Origin of the sequence: Kribbella sp. NBC_00889 (assembly GCF_045207705.1) — a bacterium.
Lineage (GTDB): Bacteria > Actinomycetota > Actinomycetes > Propionibacteriales > Kribbellaceae > Kribbella.
The window spans coordinates 3,177,449-3,198,339 of sequence record NZ_CP108783.1; the positions used below are offsets into that span (position 1 = coordinate 3,177,449).

The following is a 20,891-nucleotide window of genomic DNA, read 5'->3' on the forward strand; positions in this document are numbered from 1 at the left end:
CGCGTCAGCGGTCAAACAACCTGCCAGTGATCACGCTCCGGGCTCGCGGTCGTTGAGGATGCGCTGGTACAGGTTGGAGTCCTGCCAGGCGCCGTTGATGTGCAGGTACGTCGGGGCGAGGCCGATCTGGACGAAGCCGGTGCGCTCGAGGACCCGTTGTGACGCGACATTGCGCGTCATCGTGCTGGCCGCGATCCGGTGCAGTTTGAGCTCGGTATCGGCGATCTCCGCGACCAGGTTGACTGCCCGCGTGGCGAGGCCACGACCGACCGCATCGAGGGCGAGCCAGTATCCGATGCTCGCGCTGCGGAACGGGCCGGGCACCACATCCTGCAAGGTGAAGCTGCCGACAACTCGGTCGTCCTCGAACAGCAGCCACGGCACGACCACGCCGTTCTTGTAGCGCTCGAGCGTCATCGTGAGCCGTTCCAGCTGACCTGCAGGGGTGAGCCAGTTCGCCGGACGCTTGGGCTCCCAGGGGCTGAGGTGGTCCCAGCTGCGGGCATAGGCGTCAGCGAGGGCGGGAGCGTCGTCGAGAGAGGCGATCCGGAGTTCGACTTCCGGGGTGAGTTGGCGGGGTGAAATCACTTCGGCAGCCTACGTGCCTGACTGGATCCGCTGACCCGAGGGGTGAACGCGTCGTGGAAGATCGTCGACGCGGCGCCGACCGCGGCCGCGTCGGTCTGCAGCATCGACTCCTCCACCTCGACGGGACGGGTCTCCCGCGCTACCGGATGCGCGTTCACCGCGCGACCGATCTCGGTCAGGAAGATCTCCGAGATCTCCTTGCCGAACGCCGGCCCGCCGAGCACGACCAGGTCGATGTCGAGCAGGTCGACCAGCCCGACCGCGCCCTGGCCGACCACCCGCGCGACCTGGGTGACCGCCTTCCGGGCCGCCTCGTCACCGTCGGCCGCCGCCTTGCAGACCGCCTTGTACCGCTTGGCCTCGTCGGTCGCGCTCGGGTCGGTCTCGACGTACCCGTACTCCGCCGCGATCACCGGCAGTGAGGCTGTCGGGTTGCACTCGGGCACCATCCGCGGCCCGTTCTCCGCGTCCCACTCCCCCATCCGCAGCGCCGCGATCTGGCCGAACTCCCCGGCGTTCGCGGTACCGCCGCGATAGATCGAGCCGTTCAGGATCAGGCCGCTGCCGACGCCGGTGCCGAGATAGAGGTAGGCGAAGTCGCGGGCCCTGGCCGAGCGGCCGATCCAGCGTTCACCGATGGCGGCCGCCGTACCGTCCTTCTCGACCAGGACCGGGTAGTTGAGCTTCTGTTGCAGCAACTGGCGGATCTTCAGCCCGCGCCAGGCCGGCTGCAGCGGCAGCGCGAGCAGCGAGCCGTCCGCGTCGATCGGCCCGGGTACGGCGACGCCCACGCCGAGCATCGAGTCGAGGTCGACCTGGCTGATGCTCAGCGCCGCGGTCACGGTCGCCGCGGTCAGATCGACCAGCCGGCCGGCGTCGAGATCATCGGCGAGGTCGACTGTCTCGCGCCGCACGATCGTGCCGTCGAGGTCGACCACCGCGACCGTGAGCAGCTCGGGATCGATGTGGATGCCGACAGCGTGGGCCGCGTTCGAGCGCATCCGGACCGGCGTCCGCGGCTTGCCGAGCCGTTCGGCGCGCTCCTGCGCCTCCTCCACCAGCAGTCCCTGCTGCAGCAGGATGCGCAGGATCCGCGACACCGACTGCTGGGTCAGGCCGGTCCGGCGGGAGATCTCGGTCCGGCTGATGGTGCCGGCCAGCCGGATCGTCTCGATGATCACGGCCTCGTTGAAGGAGCCCAGGTCGTACTGGTTCGCGCCAGCGCGCCGCAACTCCGTCAGCACCGCTTTCTCGCCTGATTGGTCGTCCGTGCTCATCGCCCACCTCCCCGTCTGTCCCGATTAGCCGCGATCGTACTGCGCGTGAGCAGCTGTCACGGTGCTTCCAGCGCACCGTCGGGGCGCCGTACGCCGGCCGCCCACTCGTCGTGTCCGGACAGTTGCGCGGGATAACGTGCGGCCGCCTCCAGATCGATGTCGATCCCCCAGCCGGGCGCCTCGTTCGGCCGCAGCCAGCCGTCCTCGATCCGCAGCGTGCCGGGGAACACCTCGTGCGTCGCCTCGTTGTACAGGTGACCCTCTTGGATGCCGAAGGCAACAGAGCTGACGTCGAGGGCGACGTTCGCGGCGGCGCCGATCGGCGAGGTGTCGCCCGGGCCGTGCCACGCCGTACGGACACCACACAGCTCGGCCAGGTCGGCAAGCTTCCGGGCCGGGGTCAGACCGCCGATGTCGGAGACGTGCGAGCGGATGAAGTCCACGCCCAGGTCGCGGACCAGCCGGACCGCGTCACCCATCGACGTCGTCAGCTCACCGACCGCCAGCGGCACCGGAGAGGCGGCGCGGACCTCGGGCAGCCGGTCCCAGTGCTCGGGCGGCAGCACGTCCTCGAGGAAGAACAGACCGTACGGCTCGAGCGACCTCGCCAGCAGCACGGCCTCCTTCGGCGTCAGCCGCGAGTGGACGTCGTGCAGCAGTTCGATGTTGTCCGGCAGCGCCTGCCTCGCCTCGGCGAACAGCTCCGGAGTCGCGCGCAGGTAGTCCCGCGCCGACCAGCCGTTGTGGTACGGCGCATCCGGGTACAGCGTCGGCACCCGCGGAGCGCCGTACCCGCCGCCACCCGGCGTCGACATCTGCAGCCGGATGTGCCGCCAGCCCTGAGCGACGAGCTTGTGCGCGTGCTCGAGCGTCTCGTCGATGGTGTGGCCACTGGCGTGGATATAGGTGTCGGCTGCCGCCCGCACCTTGCCGCCGAGCAGTTCGTAGACCGGCATCCCGGCGCGCTTCCCGGCGATGTCCCACAGGGCTTGGTCGATGCCGGAGATCGCGTTGTTCGTCACCGGACCGCCACGCCAGTAGCCGCTGAAGCCGGCCAGCCGGGTCAGGTCGCCGATGTCACCCGGATAGCGGCCGACGAGCAGCCGGGCCAGGTGCTCGTCGATGAACGTCTGCACCGCCTTCCACCGCTGGGTGAACGTCGCGCAGCCGAGGCCGTACAGGCCGGGCTCGGTGGTGTCGATCTTGACCACCACCAGCGGGATGCCTTGCGGTGCGGTGACGATCGCCTGGACCGCGCTGATCCGGACGTCGTCGGGTACGGGCCAGGGCTGGTCGAAGGTCGAGGGCATTCAGAGCTCCAAGGGAAGTGTCGGTAGGTCGAGTTCGTGCTGGGCCTGGAAGCCGAGCACGGTCCGCGCGGCAGTCAGGTCGATCGGCACCTCACGCCCGATGAAGCGCCGCAGTCGCGGCACGTCCGTCGCGAAGGCGTCCAGCAGGGCTTCGGTCTCGTACGGCGCGTTCGTGGTGCCGGCGGCGACGAAGAACGTGTGCGCACCGGACAGTGGAGCCGTCAGCCCCAGCTCGATCGAGTACGCCGCGTCGCGGGTGTCCAGGTAGCTCCAGGCCTCCCGGAATCCGCCGGCCGGATCCTCGCGGGCGCGATCGGCCTGCCGCTGCAGCAGTTCGCCCGAGTTCACATGCGGGAACCGGAATGCGACCACGTCGATCCCCCACCGCCGCCACGCCATCCGCGCGGTGTTCTCGTCGTTCTGCTTCGACAGCGAGTAGGGATCGGCGACGTCGGTCGCCATCTTCTCGTCCCACGGGAAGTACGCCGGCTTGATGTCGTGCGGGTTGAACGGCAGCCCGGTCGCGTTGATGCTGCTCGCGATGACCGCCCGCTTGATGCCCCGGGCACCGGCCTGGGCGAGCACGTTGAACGTCGACACCACGTTGACGCTGTACACGTCGTACGGCGTACCTGCCGACGGGTGAGCCAGCGCCGCGAGGTGCACGACCAGCTCTGCGTCCTCCAGCGCCTGGGCCACATCGGTCTCGGAGCGGGTGTCACCGACCAGGACCCGGTCGGCCTTCAGCTCCGGATGTTCGCCGTTCGACAGAGTGGTCACCACCGCGCCGAGCGCCGTCAGGTGCTCGACCGTGACCAACCCGATGCGGCCGGTGGCCCCCGTGACCGCCACCCGCCGGCCGTTGAGTGCATTCACTCCTTGATCCCTCCCGACATCCCCACACCTCTCAGGAACTGCTTCTGGAATACCAAGAACAGCACCACTGGGATCAGCACCGCCAGGAAGAGCGCGCTCATCTGCAGTGAGATCTCCGTGGTCTCGGCCACCCGGGGCAGCGCTACAGAGATCGGTTGCAGGCGCGGATCCGGCAGCACGAGCAGCGGCCACAGGTAATCCTTCCAGGAGCCGATCACGGTCAGCAGGGCGACCACCCCGACGATCGGTTTCGACAACGGCAGCACCAGCGAGGTGAACAGCCGCAGGTTGCTCGCCCCGTCGATCCGGGCCGCCTCGATCAGCTCGCGCGGGATCGCGTCGAAGTACCGCTTCATCACCAGGATGTTGAAGGCCCCGGCCGCCTGCGGCAGCCAGACCGCCCAGAAGGTGTTCTGCAGGTTCACCCCGAGCACGGGCATCTTGAGGATCGTCATGTAGAGCGGGACCAGCGAGATGACGCCGGGCAGGAACAGCGTGGCCAGCACCGCACCGGTGATGATCGGTCCCCACTTCGGCCGGAGCACGCTGAGCACGAAGGCACCCGTCGTACAGACGAAGAGGGTGGAGATCATCGAGCCGATCGCGATGATCGCGGTGTTGCCCAGGTACGAGCCGATCTGGACCCGGTTCCAGGCGTCCGGGATGTTCTGCCACTGGATCCCGGACGGCCACAGCTGCATCGGGCCGCGCAGGATGTCCTGGCTGGTGGACAGGCCGGACTTGAGCAGCCACAGCAGCGGGCCGATCCCGGCGATCACGACGCCGATGAACAGCAGCACCTGGATCGTGGGAAGGCCGTACTGGACCACCGACCGCTTCCGGTCCGCGGTCGAGATGATGCCGCGTTCGTGGCTCATGTGGTACTCCAGCGACGGGTCAGGAGGTGGTAGACGACCGACAGCACGCACAGCACCCCGGCCAGCAGCACGCTGAGCGCGGTCGCGGCACCGAAGTCGCCGTTGATGAAGGCGTACCGGTAGATCAGCAGCAGGATCGTGGTGGTCGCGTTGTTCGGGCCACCGCCGGTGAACAGGAACGGCTCGGTGAACACCTGGAACGTCCCGATCAGCTGCAGCAGCATCATGATCAGGATGATTCCGCGGATCTGCGGCAGCGTGACGTGCCAGACCCGCTTCCAGATCCCGGCCCCGTCCAGCTCGGCCGCCTCGTACAGTTCGGTCCGTACGCCGGTCAGTGCGGCCAGATAGATGATCGACGTGGCGCCGGCCCCGGCCCAGGTGGCCTCGAGCACGATCGCCGGCATCGCCAGGCTCTGCGAGTTCAGCCAGGCGAACGGCCCGAGACCGAACCAGCCGAGGATGGAGTTGAAGACACCCGCGCCGCTGGGGTCGTAGAAGAACTTCCACAACAGGATCGCCGCCACCGGCGGAACCACCGCCGGCAGGTAGGAGATCACGTTGTAGAGCCAGCCGGTCTTGCGCAGTTCGCTGATGAAGACGGCCAGGAACAACGGGACCGGGAAGCCGAAGATCAGCGCCAGCAGGCAGAAGTACAGCGTGTTGAGCGCCGCCTGCGGGAGCTGCGGGTCGGTCAGCACATAGCTGAAGTTGGCCATCCCGACCCACTCCGGCGCGGTGACCAGGTTGTTCTTCTGGAAGCTCAGCACCAGGCCGCGGACGATCGGGCCCCAGGAGAAGTACAGGAACGTCAGTACCAGGGGCACGGCGAAGATGACGCTGCTCAGTCCGCCGGAGCGGTACCAGGTGGCCAACGACCTGGCACTGCTCCGGTCGGACTTCGGCGTACGTTGACGGAGCATGTGACTACCGGGCCAGGCGCGCGTCGATCTTCGAAGCGGCGTCAGTCAGCAGTTTGTCGATGTCCGCGTCCTTCTTCGTCAGCACCTGCTGGACCACCGGGTCGAGCAGGGCGTAGACCTCCTGGCCCTTGTTCGACGGCTCCGGCAGCAGCTTCAGCGACTTGGTCGAGTCGATGTAGCCCTGGAACTGGTTCACCGGGACGTTCACGTACGGCTCACGCCACTTGTTGAACTGGTCGTAGGTCTCCTGGCTCAGCGGCGAGATCCCCGGGCGGCCGACGAAACCCTTGTCGGCGATCGTGGTCTTGGCGTCCGCGACCGCGACCGACTCGGTCGTGTACTTGTCGAACTGCTCGAACTTGATCCACTTCAGCGCCGCGACGATCTCGTTCTTGGACGCCTTCGGGTTGATCATCTTCAGCGAGCCGCCGGTCAGTGTGCCGTGCGGGCCACCGTCCTGCGGGAGTGCGGCGTGACCGTAGTCGGCCGGCTTCATGCCGAAGTTCTTCACCGACATGTCGTAGGCGTCCGGCGCCTGCAGGACCATGCCGATCTTCCCGGCCGCGAAGTCCTGCCGGATCTCCTCCTGGTTGTAGAGGAAGTTGCTGCCCATCGAGTTGTCGGTCCAGCGCATGTCCTTCAGCAACTGCAGCGCCTTCTTGGTCGGCGCGTCGTTGAAGGTCGACTTCTTGCCGTCCTGGCTCTCGACCGTGCCGCCCATGCTGTAGGTCATCGTGGTCAGCATCCAGCCGCCGGTGTTGTCCTTGGTCAGCTGGGCGTAGCCGGCCTTGCCGGTCTTCTCGGTGATCTGCTTGGCGTACTGCCGGACCTCGTCCCAGGACGTCGGCGGCTTGTCCGGGTCCAGGCCGGCCTGCGTGAACAGCGCCCGGTTGTAGGCCAGGCCGACCGAGAAGACGTCGATCGGGACACCGTAGATCCGGCCCTTGTCGTCCTGGACGATCTTCAGCACGTTCGGGTTCAGGTCCTTGGTCAGGTCGACCAGCTTGAGCTCGTCGGTGATGTCCGGGAGCTGCTTGTTCGGGATCATGTTGGCCGGCTCGGTGAAGCTGATGTTCATCACCGTCGGCAGCGAGCCGCCCGCGACCTGCGCCTGGAAGGTCTGCGCGTCCCACTTCGTCTCGGTCGACTTCACCGTGATGTTCGGGTGGGCGGAGGTGAAGTCCTTGATCTTCTTCTCGAACGCCTTGATGTCGTTCGGCTTGTCGGGGGTCGGACGGTCCCCGATCGTGATGGTGACCGGCGCGTTCTCGTCGATCGCACCGGCCGCCGGGCCGGAGGACGGCGTCGTACCGTCGGCGCAGCCCGCCACCGCGAGCACCAGCCCCGCCACGCCCAGGCCGGCGCTCCACCTGCTCACTCTCGTCATCGGAACTCCTCGGGTTTCCGCATGCCGCCGATGTGCTCTGAGCCGCACACCGGCCAGGTCCCGAGTAAGTTAAACCAAGCGTGTTACTAATTCAATGCCTGCAAGCTACCGATTCCCGCAACGGTTTCGCTCAGCCGCCCAGATCGCCCATCGGCATGTACTTCGGCGACGGCGTGTCGCCGAGGAAGTCGAGCAGGAGGCCGTTCACCAGGGCGGGCTTCTCCAGCGGCAGAGCGTGCGAGGCGCCGGGAATGACGGCGAGTTGCGCGTCCGGGATCGCCCTCGCGACGGCGACGTTGTGCTCGATCCGGACGCAGTCGTCGTCGCCTTGCATGAGCAGGACCGGCATCGGCAGGTGCTGGACGCCGGCGGGCTGGATGTCGGGGATCGAGCTCCACATCTCGGTCCACTTGGTGAAGACGACGTCGAAGTGTTCGGGTCCGTCGGGCGACACCCGCTCGTAGTCCTCGCGGGCGAACGACGCGAGTGACTCGAGGCCCTCGGGTGTCGTCATCAGGCGGTCGTTGGCGGGCGTTCCGCCGGCCCTGGTGAGCTCGGTGCCGATCATGACCAGTTTCCGGACCAGCTCCGGGCGGCTCAACGCCATGCGTACGGCGACCTTGCCGCCGTCGCTCCAGCCGATCACGTACGCCGACTCGAGTCCGAGCGCCGCCATGAACGCGATCATGTCCTCGGCGTAGCCGTCCATGGTCGCCGGTCCCTCGACATCCGGGCCCCGGCCGTGCCCGCGGCGGTCGGGGATGAACAGCTGATACCGCTCAGCGAGCGCCGGCGCCTGAGCCCTCCAGCTCTCCCCTGTCGTCGCACCACCGTGGATCAGGATCATCGGCTCGCCGGTCCCCTGTGTCTCGTAGTAGATCCGGATTCCCCCCGCGTCGATCTCCATGATGTCGAACGTAGCAGCGGGCTTCCGACGTTCCCACTGATACAGAATCGACGAGGAGGACCCATGACTGATGCGGTCGTGCACTTCGAGATCATCGGGACCGATCCGGTCCGGCTCCGGGAGTACTACGGCGAGTTGTTCGGCTGGGAGTACGAGGTCGGCGACACCGTGTCCGGGCAGGTTTCCGAGCCTGGCAACTACGGCTTCGTGGACGGCAGTACGACGGGCGCGCCCGGGCTGAACGGCGGTGTCGGAGGCGGGCCCGGTCTCCGGCCGAAGGCGCTGTTCTACGTCGGTGTGGACGATGTCGGGGCGGCGCTCGACCGGGCCGACGAGCTGGGTGGCCGCCGGGTGTTCGGGCCTGACGGCGCACCGGGGAAGCTCGTGGTCGGGCAGTTCACCGATCCGGAGGGCAACCTCGTCGGGGTGGCCGGGCCGAAATAGCGTCGCGGCCGGTTCGCCGGTCGGCGAGGATGGCGGCATGATCCTCCGACCGGCGACGGCCGACGACTTCACGTTCCTGACCGAGATGTTGCTGGAGGCAAACAACTGGGACGGGGAGTCCTGGTTCACGCTGGACAAGCTCCGGGCCGAGGACAGTGCCTGGCGGTACGTCGCCGGCTGGCCACGGGCCACCGACTTCGGCGTCGTGGCCGAGGTCGACGGCGCTCTGGCCGGCGCGACCTGGGCGCGCCAGTTGACGGCGGATCATCCCGGATACGGCTACATCGCCGACGACGTCCCCGAACTCACACTCGGTGCGCCCAACGAAGGTCAAGGGCTCGCGCCTGTCCACGTCCGCCACACCGCGGCTCGGACACCATCCGGGGACCTCGAACAAGTCACGACGTGTCCGAGGTCCCCACGACTTGTCCGCGGCTCCACGTCACACTCTGCCGGGGCCTGAGATCAGTCGTTGCCCTTGGCTGTGGGGCGGGTGGGGTCGGTGATCCATTCGGACCAGGAGCCGATGTACACCGTGGAAGGGATGCCGGCTACTTCGAGGGCCAGGGCTTCGTGGGCCGCGGTGACGCCGGAGCCGCAGTAGACGGCCACCTCGGAGGTGTTGTCGACGCCGAGGTCGGTGAAGCGGGCCTGGAGGTCAGCGGTCGGGAGGAAGTGACCGGTGGAGTCGACGTTGGCGGTGGTGGGGGCGTTCACCGCGCCGGGGATGTGGCCGGCGACCGGGTCCATCGGCTCCACCTCACCCGCGAAGCGTTCAGGAGCACGGGCGTCCAGGAGCACACCCGAGGTGGCGACCGCGGCGGTGCCGTCGGCGTCGAGCATCGGGATGTGTCCGGGCGTCGCGGTGAAGTTGCTGACGCTGTCGGCCGGGACGTCGGTTGTGACCTCTCCCCCAGCCGCCTGCCAGGCAGCCAGTCCCCCGTCAAGCACGCGTACGTCGCGGACACCGAAGTACCGGAAGATCCACCAGGCCCGCGCGGCAGCCGTCGAGTTCGACGCGTCGTACACCACGACGGGCGTGTCCGCAGAGATCCCGGTACGCCGGAAGGTCGCCGTCACGGTCGTTGCTGCGGGCAACGGGTGGCGCCCGGGACCGGGTGGGCCGGCCAGCTCGGTGTCCAGGTCGACGAAGTACGCGCCGGGGAGGTGGCCGGCGTCGTACGCCCCCTTGCCGGGCGGGCCGGCGAGATTCCACGTGGAGTCGATCAGCACAGGCGGCTCAGCCAGGGCGCGCAATTCGTCGACGGTGATCAAGGGACTCATGACGCGGCTCCTCCGAACGGCAGTACTTCGGGTGACAGGGTGGCGCGGGCGCGCGCCTGGGTGAGCCGACGCCGGTGGTGCCGGCGGCAGAGCACTTCGTACGAGACCTCGTGGTCGTGGGACACGATGTCGCCCACCACCAGCTGCTCGCCTTCTGTCACCATCTCCCCACCGATCGTACGGGCGTTGTGGGTGGCGCGTTCACCGCACCAGCACAGCGCCTCGACCTGCAGCACCTCCAGCCGGTCGGCGAGCTCGACCAACCGCGCCGATCCGGGGAACAGCGACGCCCGGAAGTCGGTCAGGATGCCGAAGCAGAACACGTCGATCTGCAGTTCGTCGACCAGCCGGGCCAGCTGCTCGATCTGCAGCGAGCTGTAGAACTGCGCCTCGTCGCACACCGCGTAGTCGATCCGGCCGCCGTGCGTCAGTTCGCTGACGACGTAGTCCCAGAAGTCGAACTCGGGACGCACCTCGATCGCGTCGGCCGACAGCCCGAGCCGGGACGAGAGCACCGACTCGCCGGCCCGGTCGTGGCTGGTGAAGATCCGGCCGATCCGTCCGCGCGCCTTGTGGTTGTGATCCATCTGCAGCGCCAGCGTGGACTTTCCGCAGTCCATGGTCCCCGTGAAGTAGGTCAGCTCAGCCACGGGCGCTCATCCTGCCAAGTCAACGGTCCGGCTCGCACGCCGGGGTGTGTCGGTTCGGGGAACAATTCCGGGCGTCGGCTTGGGTTCTGTGCCTCCGGCCGGTTTGAATGGATCGTGCGCAAAGCTTTGATCCTCTTCCTCACGGCGTGTCTGACGGCCGTCACAGCCGGATTGCCGGCCGCTGCGACGCCGATACGGGCCGAGGCAGGGCTGCGTGCGTACTTCGTGATCACCGAGCCGCGGCAGACCGCCAAGGTCACCAGCGCGATCACCTCGAACGGCGGCACGGTCTATGCGACGTACGACGCCATCGGCGTGATCGTGGCGCACTCGACCTCCCCGGAGTTCATCGGCAAGATGCGCAGCGTCAGCGGCGTACAGAAGGCTGGGGCGACCCGCACCTCGGACCTGCCGGGCGATGTCGGCAATCCGGCGATCCCGCCGGCCGTGACCGAGGTACCGACCAACGCGCCGGAGACCGACCGCGCTGACATGATGCAGATCGGTGCGGACCGCGCCTGGACGAAGACCGTCGGCGCGAAGACCGTCACGGTCGGCGTGCTCGACACCGGTGTGGACGACCAGCACCCGGACCTGAAGGCGAACTTCGACGCCGCCAAGTCGGCCTCCTGCGCCTACGGCAAGGTCGACACGCGGCCGGGTGCCTGGCGCCCGGTCGGAGAACACGGCACCCACGTCGCCGGCACGATCGCCGCCGCGAAGAACGGCATCGGCATGATCGGCGTCGCGCCGGGCGTGAAGGTGTCGTCGATCCGGGTCGCCGAGGCCGGCAGTCAACTGTTCTTTCCCGAGGCCACCGTCTGCGCGTTCATGTTCGCCGCCGACAAGGGCGTTTCGGTGACGAACAACAGCTACTACACCGACCCCTGGCTGTTCCTGTGCCCGAACGACCCGGACCAGGACGCGATCGCCGAGGGCGTACGGCGGGCTGTCGCGTACTCGGACACCAAAGGCGTGGTGAACGTCACCGCAGCCGGCAACGAGGACTACAACCTGGCCGACAAGTCCGGTGACGACGCGAGCCCGAACGACTCCGAGCCGGCCCCGCGCCAGGTGACGACCGATTGCCTGAACCTTCCGGGCGAGCTGCCGAACATGGTGACGGTGGCCTCCGTCGACGCCACCGGCGTCAAGTCCCGGTTCTCCAACTTCGGTGAGAACAAGATCAACCTCGCCGCCCCCGGCGAGAACGTGTACTCCACCATCCCGGGCGGCGGCTACCAGCAGATCAGCGGTACGTCGATGGCATCGCCACACGTCGCGGGTGTCGCCGCGCTGCTGCGCAGCGTCGATCCCAAGCTGACGGCCGCGCAGGTGCGAGGGAAGCTGGCCGAGCAGGCGAACGACCTGGCCTGCCCGGCGGGCTCGGCCGGTGAGTGCATCGGCACCCAGGCGAACAACTCCTACTACGGCGAGGGCATGGTCGACGCGGCCGAGGCCGTCGGGGAGGCCGCCGCGCAGCCGCAGGGCGCGATCGCGATCACCGAACCGTCGGAGCAGCTCGGGTTCGGCGGTGTGCCGGCCGTTCCGCTGCTGATGAAGGGTACGGGCGGCACCGGCGACATCAGCTACACCGCCCACGGTCTGCCGCCGGGCCTGAGCATCGACCCCGAGCGCGGCTGGATCACCGGCGTCCTGACGCCCGGAGCCGGGCGCTACAAGGTGACCGTGGTCGCCCGCGACGGCGAGGCGAAGACCGCGCAGACCAGCTTCTTCTGGGACGTCTGGAGCTTCTAGCCGGCGTCGACGAGCAACGGGATCGCCATCTCGTCCTCGGTCAGCGAGCCGTGCAGGCCGATCAGCCCGGCCTCGTGCGGATAGCGCCGGCTCGCGACCAGCGAGATCTGACCCAGGGCGGCGACGATCACGTCACCCAGGCGCGGTGACACGCGGTCTTCCACGCTGCCGAACCACCCACGCGCGACCGCCTCCGCACGGCTGAGCACGATCGCGTCGTCCCCCAGCCTCTCCCGGTACGCCGCCAGTACGTCGGCCTCGGCGCCGTCGAAGCAGTAGAGATGACGAAAGCGCGACTCGCCACCGATCAGGCGCAGGCCGTCGGTGAGCGCGGGCTCGGCATCCAGGTCGACGCGGTCCTCCGGCGCGACGTCCATCATGCCGTGATCGGCGACGACGACAAGTACGGCGTCCCGCGGCAAGGCGGACCGGACCTGCTGGGCGAACAGGTCCGCGGCTCCCAGCTCCTTGCGCCACTGCCACGACTCCGAGCCCTGGTTGTGACCCGTGTAGTCCAGCTGCGAGTCGTACACATAGACCAGTGACGAGCTGCCTTCCCGGCTCGCGAACCGGGTCGCGTCCAGCCGGTCCTCGACGGTGTCCGCGCCCCGGTGCGCACTCCCCCGGAACGCTGCCGCCGTCAGCCCGGACGTGTCGAAGCGCGCCTTGCTCACGTTGCGCGTGGCGACTCCGGCGGCCGCGATCCGGTCGAAGACCGTGCCGTGCGGCTGCCACCGCCGCGGGTCCACCGGCGCATCCCACGAGAGCGCGTTCAGCAAGGCACCGGACTCGGGCACGATCGACGTGTAGCCGACGATCCCGTGTGCACCCGGTGGTAGCCCGGTCCCGAGGCTGGTCAGGCTCACCGCAGTCGTCGACGGCACACCAGCCGTCAGACTGCGCCCAGTCGGCAGCAACGACGACAGGTACGGCGCCGCGTCCGCGTTCCGGCGCAGCAGATTCCATCCCAGTCCGTCGAGCAGCAGTACGGCGTACCGCGAGGCAGGCGGCAGGCCGAGGAGGTTGTGCTCGTTAGGGACCGACAGCGCACCTGCCACCGAGGGCAGTACGTCGGCAAGCGAGCCACCGCCGTACTGCGGGGCCACGGGCGCGATCACGGCACTACCGACTGGTGGCGAACGACAGTGCTTGGGCGAAGTCGAGCACTTGCTGGATGCCCGCCGCGCCGTCCGCGGCGGCACTGATCCGCAGCGAGATGTCGTCAGCGGCAACGGAGCCGGTGTAGCCGTGGTCGGCCTCGCAGTTCGGGTCGGCGCAGACGGCCGGCTCGAGGTCGATCCGGTTCACCATGCCCCACCCGATGGTCAGCACCACCTCGCCGCCGCCAGAGGCCGGGTCGCCCTTGCCCGAGGCGTAGCCGGCCGGATTCGGAACCACCCGGTTCACGACCACCGCGTTCACCCGCGGCAGCGGGATGGCCTCGGTCGACGTCGACGCGTACGGCGCCCGGATCAGCTCGTCGGCGGCATGCTCGTCGGTGTGCCCGACGATCAGCCGGGACGGGGTCAGCGCCAGGATCGTGATGTGCCGCCGGACTTCGTCCCGATCGAACGTCGGCTCGTGCTGCAGCACGAACGCACGGATCGGCTCGCCCGCGATCGCCACCGCGAGCGAGTCCGTCACCACGTCCGGGTAGTAGCCACAGCGGTCGATCGCCTCGCGCAGGTCCGCCGAGACATCCGCGAGCTCCGGAACATTCAGGTCACGCATGCCCTCATCCTTGCACGGACACGCCACGGCCCGATCGCCCCTTGTGGACAACCGCGATCAGTTCGCACTTGCCTTCCGCAGGACCGGTGCCCCGGCGGTTCCGGCGACCGCGACCAGGACGAGCCCGACCACGACCTGCCCGATCAGCAGGACGAGGCCCGAGCTGCCCTCGGTGATGACCTTCCCGCCGCTGAGCGCCAGTCCGCACAGTGCGCCGAAGCCGACCACCGGCAGCCCGACTCCGATCACGGGTATGAGGGCTGCCAACCGCGATGACCGCTCGATGACTCGCAGCGGCACTCCCGACCGGCGCAGCGCGCGTGCCGGGGTCGCTTGGTCGAGCGCCGTACCGACCGCACCAGCCGCGGTCGAGGCGGCCACGGTCAGGAACACCAGCGCCAGCAGAAGCGCCACGCCGATCCGCATGTCCTGGAAGGACGGGTCGTCGTCCCCGGACGGCATGAACACCGAGATGAATCCGGTGACGAAGCCGCTCAGCACGAGCGCAGCCACTGGGCGGAACGCTCCCTTCGGGTCGTCCACGAGCCGTCGGCCTGCCAGTAGCGCCACCGGGCCGTTGGCGAGGTTCGCCAACGTCTTGCCGATCAACTGCACCGCCCACGGCCCCATCACTCGTACGGCGAGCGCGGCGAACCCGATCCCGATCAGCAGCGGTACGACGGCCGCCCGCATGCCGTAGGCAGCCAGGATGATCGGACCGATGGCCAGCAGCCCCAGCCGCAGCGCACTGGTCGCCTTACGCGTCTGACCGCGTACGACGCCCAGCGGAGTGATGCTGACCCGGCCGAGACCGATCAGGGCGCTGATGACCGACAGGACAGGTACGGCGGCCAGCACGATCAGCACGCTCCACCAGCTCGCGGTGATGTCGTGCACGAACCAGCGCCCGCCACCCAGCGGAATACGCGCGATGAGCGGAGTCAGCACGGTGTAGCCGACCAGACCGACGACAGCACCGGCCAGACCGAGCACGGCCTGCTCGACAGCGCTCAGCCAGAGCACCTGAGTCCTGGTGGCTCCGGCCAGGCGCAGTGCGGCCAGCCGGTGCTCTCGGCGCTTGGCTGCGACGCCGGCTGCCTGGCCGACCAGGCTGAGGATCGGGAACAGCACCAGAACGATGCCGAACGCCACGGCGATCAGCAGTCCGACCATCCGGCTGTCCATTACGTCTTCGTTCCAGCTGCTCACGTACTGCGGGTGCTCGTCCGGACTGATCGAGTCGACGCCACGGATGACGATGAACTCCTCCGGCGAGGACAAACCCTTGTCGCTGATCACTCCGGTCGGCTGCGCGACGCCGTACTGCTTGCTGAGGCTGGACCAGTGCTTGGCGACCTCGGGCGAGACGAAGACCTCGCCCGGCTTGGGCGTGTGGTCGAGACCTGGAGGCGGCGGGAGTTCGTTCTGGTGCAGCGTGGCGAGGTCGAGGCGGATCATCGGGTGGCCATCGACTCGCTCGCGGTCGGTCTGGTCGATTGCACCGATCGCGGTCGCCGGGTCCGCGTGATCCGCGCTCCGCCAGCCGATCCGATCGGAGCGGTGGGCCAGACCGAGCGAGCCGGCGATCAGGAAGGTGACCAGCAGCGCGACGACGGCGGTCGCACCGAGCGCCGCGAGGTTGGCTGCCCGTCCGCCGGGACCTGGTCGGCGGACGAACCGCAGGCCGAGATCGGTCATCGGGTTCATCGGTTCGCCCCCAGCGACTCGCTCACCCTGCCGTCGACGATCCGCAGGACGCGGTGGCAGCGGGCGGCCACGGCGTTGTCGTGCGTGACGACGACCACCGCGGCACCGCGATAGGTGGCGGCGCCGACCAGCAGGTCGATGACCTGCGCACCGGTCGCCGCGTCCAGCGCGCCGGTGGGCTCGTCGGCGAACACCGCCTGTGGCTCACCGACCAGCGCCCGCGCGATGGCGACCCGCTGCGCCTGACCGCCGGAGAGTTCACCCGGACGGCGACCCACCTCCGCGGCCAGACCGACCTGGGCGAGCATCGTGCGCGCGCGGCCGACGGCGTCGCGCCGGCTCATGCCGTCCACCATCAGCGGCAGCGCCACGTTCTCGTCGGCGGGCAGCTCGGCCAGCAACTGGTTGTCCTGGAAGACGAACCCGAGCCGACGGCGGCGGAGCACGGTCCGTGCGGCGTCGTTCAGCTGGTCGACCCGTTCGCCGCCCAGCCACACCTCGCCCTGGTCGGGCGTGAGGATGCCGGCCAGCACGTGCAGCAGTGTGGTCTTGCCGTTGCCGCTGGGGCCCATGACGGCGAGGGCTTCGCCGGATCGTACGGCGACGTCCACGCCGGCCAGCCCGACGACCTCTCCGTAGTACTTGACCAGGCCATGGCCGCTGAGGACGATCTGCGGCTGCGTGGGTTGGGGACTCTGGAAGCTCATGCCCCAGAGCCTGTCGCGGACGGCGGCGGAGTTCGTCGGCCCGCGGACCGGTCTTGCCGTCGCCTTCAGGCGTCCTTCGTCAGCCCGGCGTAGTACTGGAGTCGTACGTCACTCGGTCCGGAAGGCTGACGGGTAGGCGTCGCGGTAGCTGGGGATCGCGCCGGCCGAGGTCTCGACGGTCTGGGCGTTGAGCATCGCGTGCACGATCGCACGAGACAGCGTGCGGGACCCGGCCGCGAAGACCGTCTCCAGTTGCCCGAGTGCGGTTGGATCGGTGACGCTCAACCGCGGCCGGTCGTCGTCGGGTAGGCGAGTCGACAGGGCGAAGATGCTGTCGCCGTCGACCAGCGTATGGATGGGGTCGAGCGCCCGAGCCAATCCGTCGTGTGCCACCATCGCCATCCGCTTCGCCGCCGCCTTCTCGAGCGGTACGTCGGTCGCCACGACAGCGATCACCGTGTTCATCGGCGGGCCGGGGATCAGGTTGCGGCCGGGCGCGGCCGGCGGTGGTGCCTCGGTCGGCGTCCGCAGGTGGATGAACTCGTCGCCGATGCCGTAACGAGCGCCGTACAGGTTGCCGTCGCCGTCGACCGTCGAGCCGGCCGCGTTCACGATCACCAGTGCACCGACCGTCGAGCCGTCGTCGAGCCGGACGCTGGCCGAGCCGACGCCACCCTTCAACGACCTGGCTCGTGCGCCCGCGCCGGCGCCGTGGTTGCCCAGGGCAACCGGTCCGTCGGTGGCGGCGGCGATCGCATCAGCGCCCCAGGACGGTTCGGGCCGGGCCCGGAAGTCGCCACCGCGACCGAGATCGAAGATCACCGCGGTCGGGACGATCGGGACCACCTCGTTGTCGCCCAGCCCGACCCGCACTCCCTCGCCGCGCTCCTCCAGCCAGCGCATCACGCTGCCGGCCGTGTCGAGACCGTAGGCGCTGCCTCCGGTCAGGACGATCGCGTTCACCCCGGCGTTCGAGTTCACCGGGTCGAGCAGGTCGGTCTCGCGGGTGCCGGGTGCGCCACCGCGGACGTCGACACCGGCCACCGCCGTACCGGGCACGTGGACGACTGTCGTACCGGTCAGGTACGGCGCGTCGACGCGCTCGACCTGGCCGACGAGAACTCCAGGGACATCGGTGATCGCATTGTGCGGACCAGGCTGCATGACCCAGATCCTGTCACGGTGCCGGTCGACACGGCGCCGAAATCGGGTTGCGGCCGACATTAGCGTGGAAGGCATGAATGCCGACCAGCTCTGTGGACTCCTGGCCGAACCGTCGAGGCTGCGGACGTACTCCGCCGTCGTCCTCGGCGCCACCACCGCGGATGAGGTTGCCGGGAGCACCGGACTGACCCAGCCTGTCGTCGTCAAAGCCCTGCAGCGGTTGTTCAAGGGCGGTCTGGTCACGGCCGACGGTGATCGTCTGCAGGCTGACCAGTCGGCCTTCAAGGACGCGGTCCGCGAGAGCCGTCCGGAATGGGTGCCGCTCGATCCCGATCCGGAGCGGGACGCCGTACTGAGGTCCTTCATCCGCGACGGCCGGCTGACCCACTTCCCGACCTTCCCGGAGAAGTTCCGGATCGTGCTGGAGCATCTGGTGACGAGCTTCGAACCCGGCCGGAGCTACCCGGAGTCCGAGGTCAACGAGATCCTGAACCACTGGCACGCCGACCACGCCGCGCTTCGACGCGAACTGGTCGACGCGCGCCTGCTCAGCCGCACCGACAGCATCTACAGGCGGACCTGATCAGGTCAGGCGGCGGGCCGGGGCGTCCTGGCGGGGCTTCTCGTTCGGGGCGATGCGGATCGTGGTGTCCAGGACCGTGGCGCCCTCCGCCGCGGCCAGGACCGACCGCAGGTCCAGGCGCACGACCTCTTCCAGGTCGAGGGTCAGCCGCGACACCCGGTGCAGGAGGCTCTCGATCGCGGCGATGTCGACCGGATCGGAGCCGCGGTAGCCGTACAGCAGCGGCGCCGCGCGAACCTCGCGAACCATCTCCGCGGCGTCCCGCGTCGTCAACGGCGGCATCCGGTACGAGCGGTCGCCGAGCAGGTCGGTCGCGACCCCGGACAGGCCGAACGTCACGACCGGTCCGAACGACACGTCCTCGAGCGCGGAGATGACCACGGGTACGCCAGGCGGCGCCATCTTCTGTACGACGAACTGGGCCCGGGCCGGATCGGCCGCGACCCCGAACATCTGCGTCATCTCCGCCCAGGCCGCGCGCATGTCGTCCTCGTCGTGGATGTGCCGCCAGATGTCGGCCAGATCCGGCCGCATCCGCCACTGCTCCGCGGTCGCTTTGAGGATGACCTCGAACCCGAGATCCGCCGCGCGCGCCACGGCCTCGTCCGCGCTCAGCACCGGGAACGCGGGCAGCACGTTGATCCCGTAGAAACTGAGCAGCCGCTGCCGGTCCGCATCGTCCAGGTCGGCGCCACTCGGATGCCGCTGCAGGAACTCGGCGACGAAGTCCTCGGCCCCAGGAGTGTCCACGTCCGCCAGGTCCGGGATCCGGCTGTCCGATCGCCGCCGCCATTCGCCGTACTGCGTCGCCTTCGCCAGGGCACCCACGGCGTACTGCGGATTGAGGAACGACGGGATCGAACCGCGGGCCGCACCGCCGTGGTCGTCCGGGACGCGGAGCTCCTCGGGCACGCTGCGTGAGGCGAGGAACGTGGAGACGACGGGCTTGTCCGACCCGGCCGCGGCAGCCGCGAGAACCTGAGCGACCGCGGCGCCGTTCGACTGCACCGGCGGGGTGTAGATCACCACGACGGAGTCCACCCGCTCGTCCTCGAACACCTCCGACAGGGCCAGTCCGAAGTCCTCGGCCGTCGCGTCCGCGCTGAGGTTGTACGGCTCTCCCGCCACGTCCAGGCCACAGCCCGCCATCGTGTCGAGCGCGAGCAGCGTCAGGGCGTCGGAATTGCTGACGATCGCGACCCGGCGGCCCTTCGGCAACGGCTGGTGGGCCAGCAGTTGGGCGACGTCGAACAACTCGCCGGTGGTGTCGACGCCGATCAGCCCGCTCTGCCGGAACAGCGATTCGATGGTGGCGGCAGGCAACTGACTGCGCCGGACCATCTGGCCCAGCGGCACTCCTTGGGTGGCGCGACCGGACTTCAGCGCGATCACCGGCTTGCGGCGGGCGAGCCGGCGCGCGACCCGGCTGAACTTGCGCGGGTTGCCCAGCGACTCCAGGTACAGCAGCACGACCTCGGTCGCCTCGTCGGAGTACCAGAACTGCATGAGGTCGTTGCCCGACACATCGGCCCGGTTGCCGGCCGAGACGAAGGTCGACAGCCCCAGGCCACGGCCGACCATGTCGGCCAGGATGGGCACGCCGAGCGCACCCGACTGGCAGAAGAACGCGACCCGGCCCTTGCTCGGCATCAACGGTGACAACGTCGCGTTCAGCGACACCCCGGGCGCGGTGTTGATCAGACCGAGCGCGTTCGGCCCGATCACCCGCATCCCGTAGGACCGGGCCAGACCGACCAGGTATCGCTGGAGCTTCCGGCCTTCGCCACCGATCTCGGCGAACCCGCTCGACACCACCACCAGACCGCGCACACCCTTCGCGGCACAGTCCAGTACGACGTCCGCTACCAACTCGGCGCGTACGGCGACCACCGCGAGGTCGACCGTGTCGTCCACGTCCCGGATCGTCGGGTACGCCGGAACGCCCTCGATCTCGGTGGCCTTCGTGTCGGTGTTGACGGCGTACAGGCGGCCGGGGAATCCGCCGTCGCGCAGATTGCGCAGCAGCGCGTTCCCGATCGTGCCCTCGCGCCGGCTCGCACCGATCACCGCGACCGCGTTGGGCGTCAGCAGCCGCGCGATCGACAAGGCCTCGGAGCGCTGTTCCCGGGCCTGCATCACGCCGAACGAGGTGTCGGTCGGCGCGATGTCGAACTCGACCACGATCACGCCGTCCTCGAACTCCCGGGCCACCTTGTAGCCGGCCTCGGCGAAGACGGTGATCATCTTCCGGTTGTCCGGCAGCACCTCGGCGACGAACCGGTGGATGCCGTTCTCCCGGGCCGCCTGGGCCAGGTGCTCGAGGAGCAACTGCCCGAGGCCGCGGCCCTGGTGGGCGTCCTCGATCAGGAAGGCGACCTCCGCGGTCCGCCGGCCGGTCCGCTCGTACCGTCCGACGCCGATCATCTCGCTACCGACGGTGACGATCAGTGCCAGCCGGTCGTGATAGTCGACCTGCGTGAATCGCGCCACATCCCGGTCCGACAGCTGGGGGTACGGGGCGAAGAAGCGGTAATACTTCGATTGTTCGGATACGCGGGCGTAGAACGCCACCAGCAGATCAGCGTCACCCGGAGTGATCGGCCGCAGATGCGCGGTAGCGCCGTCCCGGAGTACGACGTCCGCCTCGTAGCCGTCCGGGTATCCGGCCGGGTGGTGGAGGTCCTGCTCCGGCGGGGTCACCCGGCCCAGCCTACTCA

At 69.0% G+C, this 20,891-nt stretch carries 20 protein-coding genes; 4 read left to right on the top strand and 16 right to left on the bottom strand.

Going from position 1 to position 20,891, the window contains the following annotated elements; all coding sequences use genetic code 11:
- Positions 1-30: 30 nt before the first annotated feature.
- The 8 genes from OG817_RS15400 to OG817_RS15435 all read right to left on the bottom strand — a co-directional run bounded on the left by OG817_RS15400 (position 31) and on the right by OG817_RS15435 (position 8,146).
- Positions 31-588 (bottom strand): GNAT family N-acetyltransferase, encoded by a 558-nt coding sequence (locus tag OG817_RS15400; protein ID WP_406055251.1) that lies wholly within the window; start codon positions 586-588, stop codon positions 31-33.
- Entirely contained in the window at positions 585-1,865 is a 1,281-nt protein-coding gene (locus OG817_RS15405; RefSeq protein WP_406055253.1) for an ROK family transcriptional regulator, read from the bottom strand. The genes OG817_RS15400 and OG817_RS15405 overlap by 4 nt, the downstream gene beginning before the upstream one ends.
- A 56-nt stretch (positions 1,866-1,921) precedes the next feature.
- Positions 1,922-3,175 carry an enolase C-terminal domain-like protein gene (locus OG817_RS15410; RefSeq protein ID WP_406055255.1) on the bottom strand — a complete coding sequence of 418 codons (1,254 nt, stop codon included), beginning with the start codon at positions 3,173-3,175 and terminating at the stop codon, positions 1,922-1,924.
- Positions 3,176-4,051 carry an NAD-dependent epimerase/dehydratase family protein gene (locus tag OG817_RS15415; protein ID WP_396390415.1) on the bottom strand — a complete coding sequence of 292 codons (876 nt, stop codon included), beginning with the start codon at positions 4,049-4,051 and terminating at the stop codon, positions 3,176-3,178.
- On the bottom strand, positions 4,048-4,929 hold the full coding sequence (locus tag OG817_RS15420; protein ID WP_406055258.1) for a carbohydrate ABC transporter permease: 882 nt from the start codon (positions 4,927-4,929) through the stop codon (positions 4,048-4,050). Before OG817_RS15420 ends, OG817_RS15415 begins: the two co-directional genes overlap by 4 nt.
- Positions 4,926-5,852: a sugar ABC transporter permease gene (locus OG817_RS15425; RefSeq protein WP_360448836.1), complete on the bottom strand. Its 927-nt coding sequence runs from the start codon at positions 5,850-5,852 to the stop codon at positions 4,926-4,928. Before OG817_RS15425 ends, OG817_RS15420 begins: the two co-directional genes overlap by 4 nt.
- 4 nt (positions 5,853-5,856) lie before the next feature.
- Complete coding sequence (locus OG817_RS15430; RefSeq protein WP_406055260.1) at positions 5,857-7,239, bottom strand: ABC transporter substrate-binding protein; 1,383 nt, start codon at positions 7,237-7,239, stop codon at positions 5,857-5,859.
- A 130-nt stretch (positions 7,240-7,369) separates the two neighbouring features.
- The gene (locus tag OG817_RS15435; RefSeq protein WP_406055262.1) at positions 7,370-8,146 is read right to left on the bottom strand and encodes an alpha/beta fold hydrolase; all 777 of its coding nucleotides are present in this window, start codon (positions 8,144-8,146) and stop codon (positions 7,370-7,372) included.
- A 63-nt stretch (positions 8,147-8,209) separates the two neighbouring features.
- On the opposite strand from OG817_RS15435, the gene OG817_RS15440 reads away from it, so the two are divergent.
- The gene (locus tag OG817_RS15440) at positions 8,210-8,590 is read left to right on the top strand and encodes a VOC family protein (protein WP_406055264.1); all 381 of its coding nucleotides are present in this window, start codon (positions 8,210-8,212) and stop codon (positions 8,588-8,590) included.
- A gap of 37 nt (positions 8,591-8,627) precedes the next feature.
- Positions 8,628-9,053, top strand: coding sequence for a hypothetical protein (locus OG817_RS15445; protein WP_406055266.1), 426 nt, complete (start codon positions 8,628-8,630; stop codon positions 9,051-9,053).
- Between the two features lie 2 nt (positions 9,054-9,055).
- On the opposite strand, the gene OG817_RS15450 is transcribed toward OG817_RS15445, so the two are convergent.
- Complete coding sequence (locus tag OG817_RS15450; RefSeq protein WP_406055268.1) at positions 9,056-9,874, bottom strand: sulfurtransferase; 819 nt, start codon at positions 9,872-9,874, stop codon at positions 9,056-9,058.
- A complete protein-coding gene (locus OG817_RS15455) occupies positions 9,871-10,524 on the bottom strand; it encodes a thymidine kinase (RefSeq protein ID WP_360448853.1) in 654 nt (217 codons plus the stop codon). Before OG817_RS15455 ends, OG817_RS15450 begins: the two co-directional genes overlap by 4 nt.
- Positions 10,525-10,638: 114 nt before the next feature.
- Here OG817_RS15455 and OG817_RS15460 point away from each other — a divergent pair, with 114 nt between their 5' ends.
- The gene (locus OG817_RS15460; protein ID WP_406055270.1) at positions 10,639-12,282 is read left to right on the top strand and encodes a S8 family peptidase; all 1,644 of its coding nucleotides are present in this window, start codon (positions 10,639-10,641) and stop codon (positions 12,280-12,282) included.
- Here the strand turns inward: OG817_RS15460 and OG817_RS15465 are convergent.
- The 5 genes from OG817_RS15465 to OG817_RS15485 form a co-directional block, all read right to left on the bottom strand.
- Positions 12,279-13,400 (bottom strand): alkaline phosphatase family protein, encoded by a 1,122-nt coding sequence (locus OG817_RS15465; RefSeq protein WP_396390407.1) that lies wholly within the window; start codon positions 13,398-13,400, stop codon positions 12,279-12,281. The genes OG817_RS15460 and OG817_RS15465 overlap by 4 nt on opposite strands.
- Positions 13,401-13,404: 4 nt before the next feature.
- Positions 13,405-14,013, bottom strand: coding sequence for a DUF5998 family protein (locus OG817_RS15470; protein ID WP_406055273.1), 609 nt, complete (start codon positions 14,011-14,013; stop codon positions 13,405-13,407).
- A gap of 57 nt (positions 14,014-14,070) precedes the next feature.
- Complete coding sequence (locus OG817_RS15475; protein WP_406055275.1) at positions 14,071-15,720, bottom strand: FtsX-like permease family protein; 1,650 nt, start codon at positions 15,718-15,720, stop codon at positions 14,071-14,073.
- Positions 15,717-16,427, bottom strand: coding sequence for an ABC transporter ATP-binding protein (locus tag OG817_RS15480; RefSeq protein ID WP_406055277.1), 711 nt, complete (start codon positions 16,425-16,427; stop codon positions 15,717-15,719). Before OG817_RS15480 ends, OG817_RS15475 begins: the two co-directional genes overlap by 4 nt.
- Before the next feature lie 108 nt (positions 16,428-16,535).
- Entirely contained in the window at positions 16,536-17,591 is a 1,056-nt protein-coding gene (locus OG817_RS15485) for a P1 family peptidase (RefSeq protein WP_406055279.1), read from the bottom strand.
- A gap of 73 nt (positions 17,592-17,664) precedes the next feature.
- On the opposite strand from OG817_RS15485, the gene OG817_RS15490 reads away from it, so the two are divergent.
- Entirely contained in the window at positions 17,665-18,174 is a 510-nt protein-coding gene (locus OG817_RS15490; RefSeq protein WP_406055281.1) for a DUF2087 domain-containing protein, read from the top strand.
- Here the strand turns inward: OG817_RS15490 and OG817_RS15495 are convergent, their stop codons facing one another.
- Positions 18,175-20,874, bottom strand: a complete 2,700-nt coding sequence (locus OG817_RS15495) for a GNAT family N-acetyltransferase (protein WP_406055283.1) — start codon at positions 20,872-20,874, stop codon at positions 18,175-18,177.
- Positions 20,875-20,891 lie beyond the last annotated feature (17 nt).

Excerpts from the sequence above, each read along its gene's own strand:
- OG817_RS15405 (WP_406055253.1), bottom strand. The coding sequence starts at position 1,865 with ATGAGCACGGACGACCAATCAGGCGAGAAAGCGGTGCTGACGGAGTTG.
- OG817_RS15410 (WP_406055255.1), bottom strand. The coding sequence starts at position 3,175 with ATGCCCTCGACCTTCGACCAGCCCTGGCCCGTACCCGACGACGTCCGG.
- OG817_RS15420 (WP_406055258.1), bottom strand. The coding sequence starts at position 4,929 with ATGAGCCACGAACGCGGCATCATCTCGACCGCGGACCGGAAGCGGTCG.
- OG817_RS15425 (WP_360448836.1), bottom strand. The coding sequence starts at position 5,852 with ATGCTCCGTCAACGTACGCCGAAGTCCGACCGGAGCAGTGCCAGGTCG.
- OG817_RS15430 (WP_406055260.1), bottom strand. The coding sequence starts at position 7,239 with ATGACGAGAGTGAGCAGGTGGAGCGCCGGCCTGGGCGTGGCGGGGCTG.
- OG817_RS15435 (WP_406055262.1), bottom strand. The coding sequence starts at position 8,146 with ATGGAGATCGACGCGGGGGGAATCCGGATCTACTACGAGACACAGGGG.
- OG817_RS15440 (WP_406055264.1), top strand. The coding sequence starts at position 8,210 with ATGACTGATGCGGTCGTGCACTTCGAGATCATCGGGACCGATCCGGTC.
- OG817_RS15445 (WP_406055266.1), top strand. The coding sequence starts at position 8,628 with ATGATCCTCCGACCGGCGACGGCCGACGACTTCACGTTCCTGACCGAG.
- OG817_RS15450 (WP_406055268.1), bottom strand. The coding sequence starts at position 9,874 with ATGAGTCCCTTGATCACCGTCGACGAATTGCGCGCCCTGGCTGAGCCG.
- OG817_RS15470 (WP_406055273.1), bottom strand. The coding sequence starts at position 14,013 with ATGCGTGACCTGAATGTTCCGGAGCTCGCGGATGTCTCGGCGGACCTG.
- OG817_RS15475 (WP_406055275.1), bottom strand. The coding sequence starts at position 15,720 with ATGAACCCGATGACCGATCTCGGCCTGCGGTTCGTCCGCCGACCAGGT.
- OG817_RS15480 (WP_406055277.1), bottom strand. The coding sequence starts at position 16,427 with ATGAGCTTCCAGAGTCCCCAACCCACGCAGCCGCAGATCGTCCTCAGC.
- OG817_RS15485 (WP_406055279.1), bottom strand. The coding sequence starts at position 17,591 with ATGCAGCCTGGTCCGCACAATGCGATCACCGATGTCCCTGGAGTTCTC.
- OG817_RS15490 (WP_406055281.1), top strand. The coding sequence starts at position 17,665 with ATGAATGCCGACCAGCTCTGTGGACTCCTGGCCGAACCGTCGAGGCTG.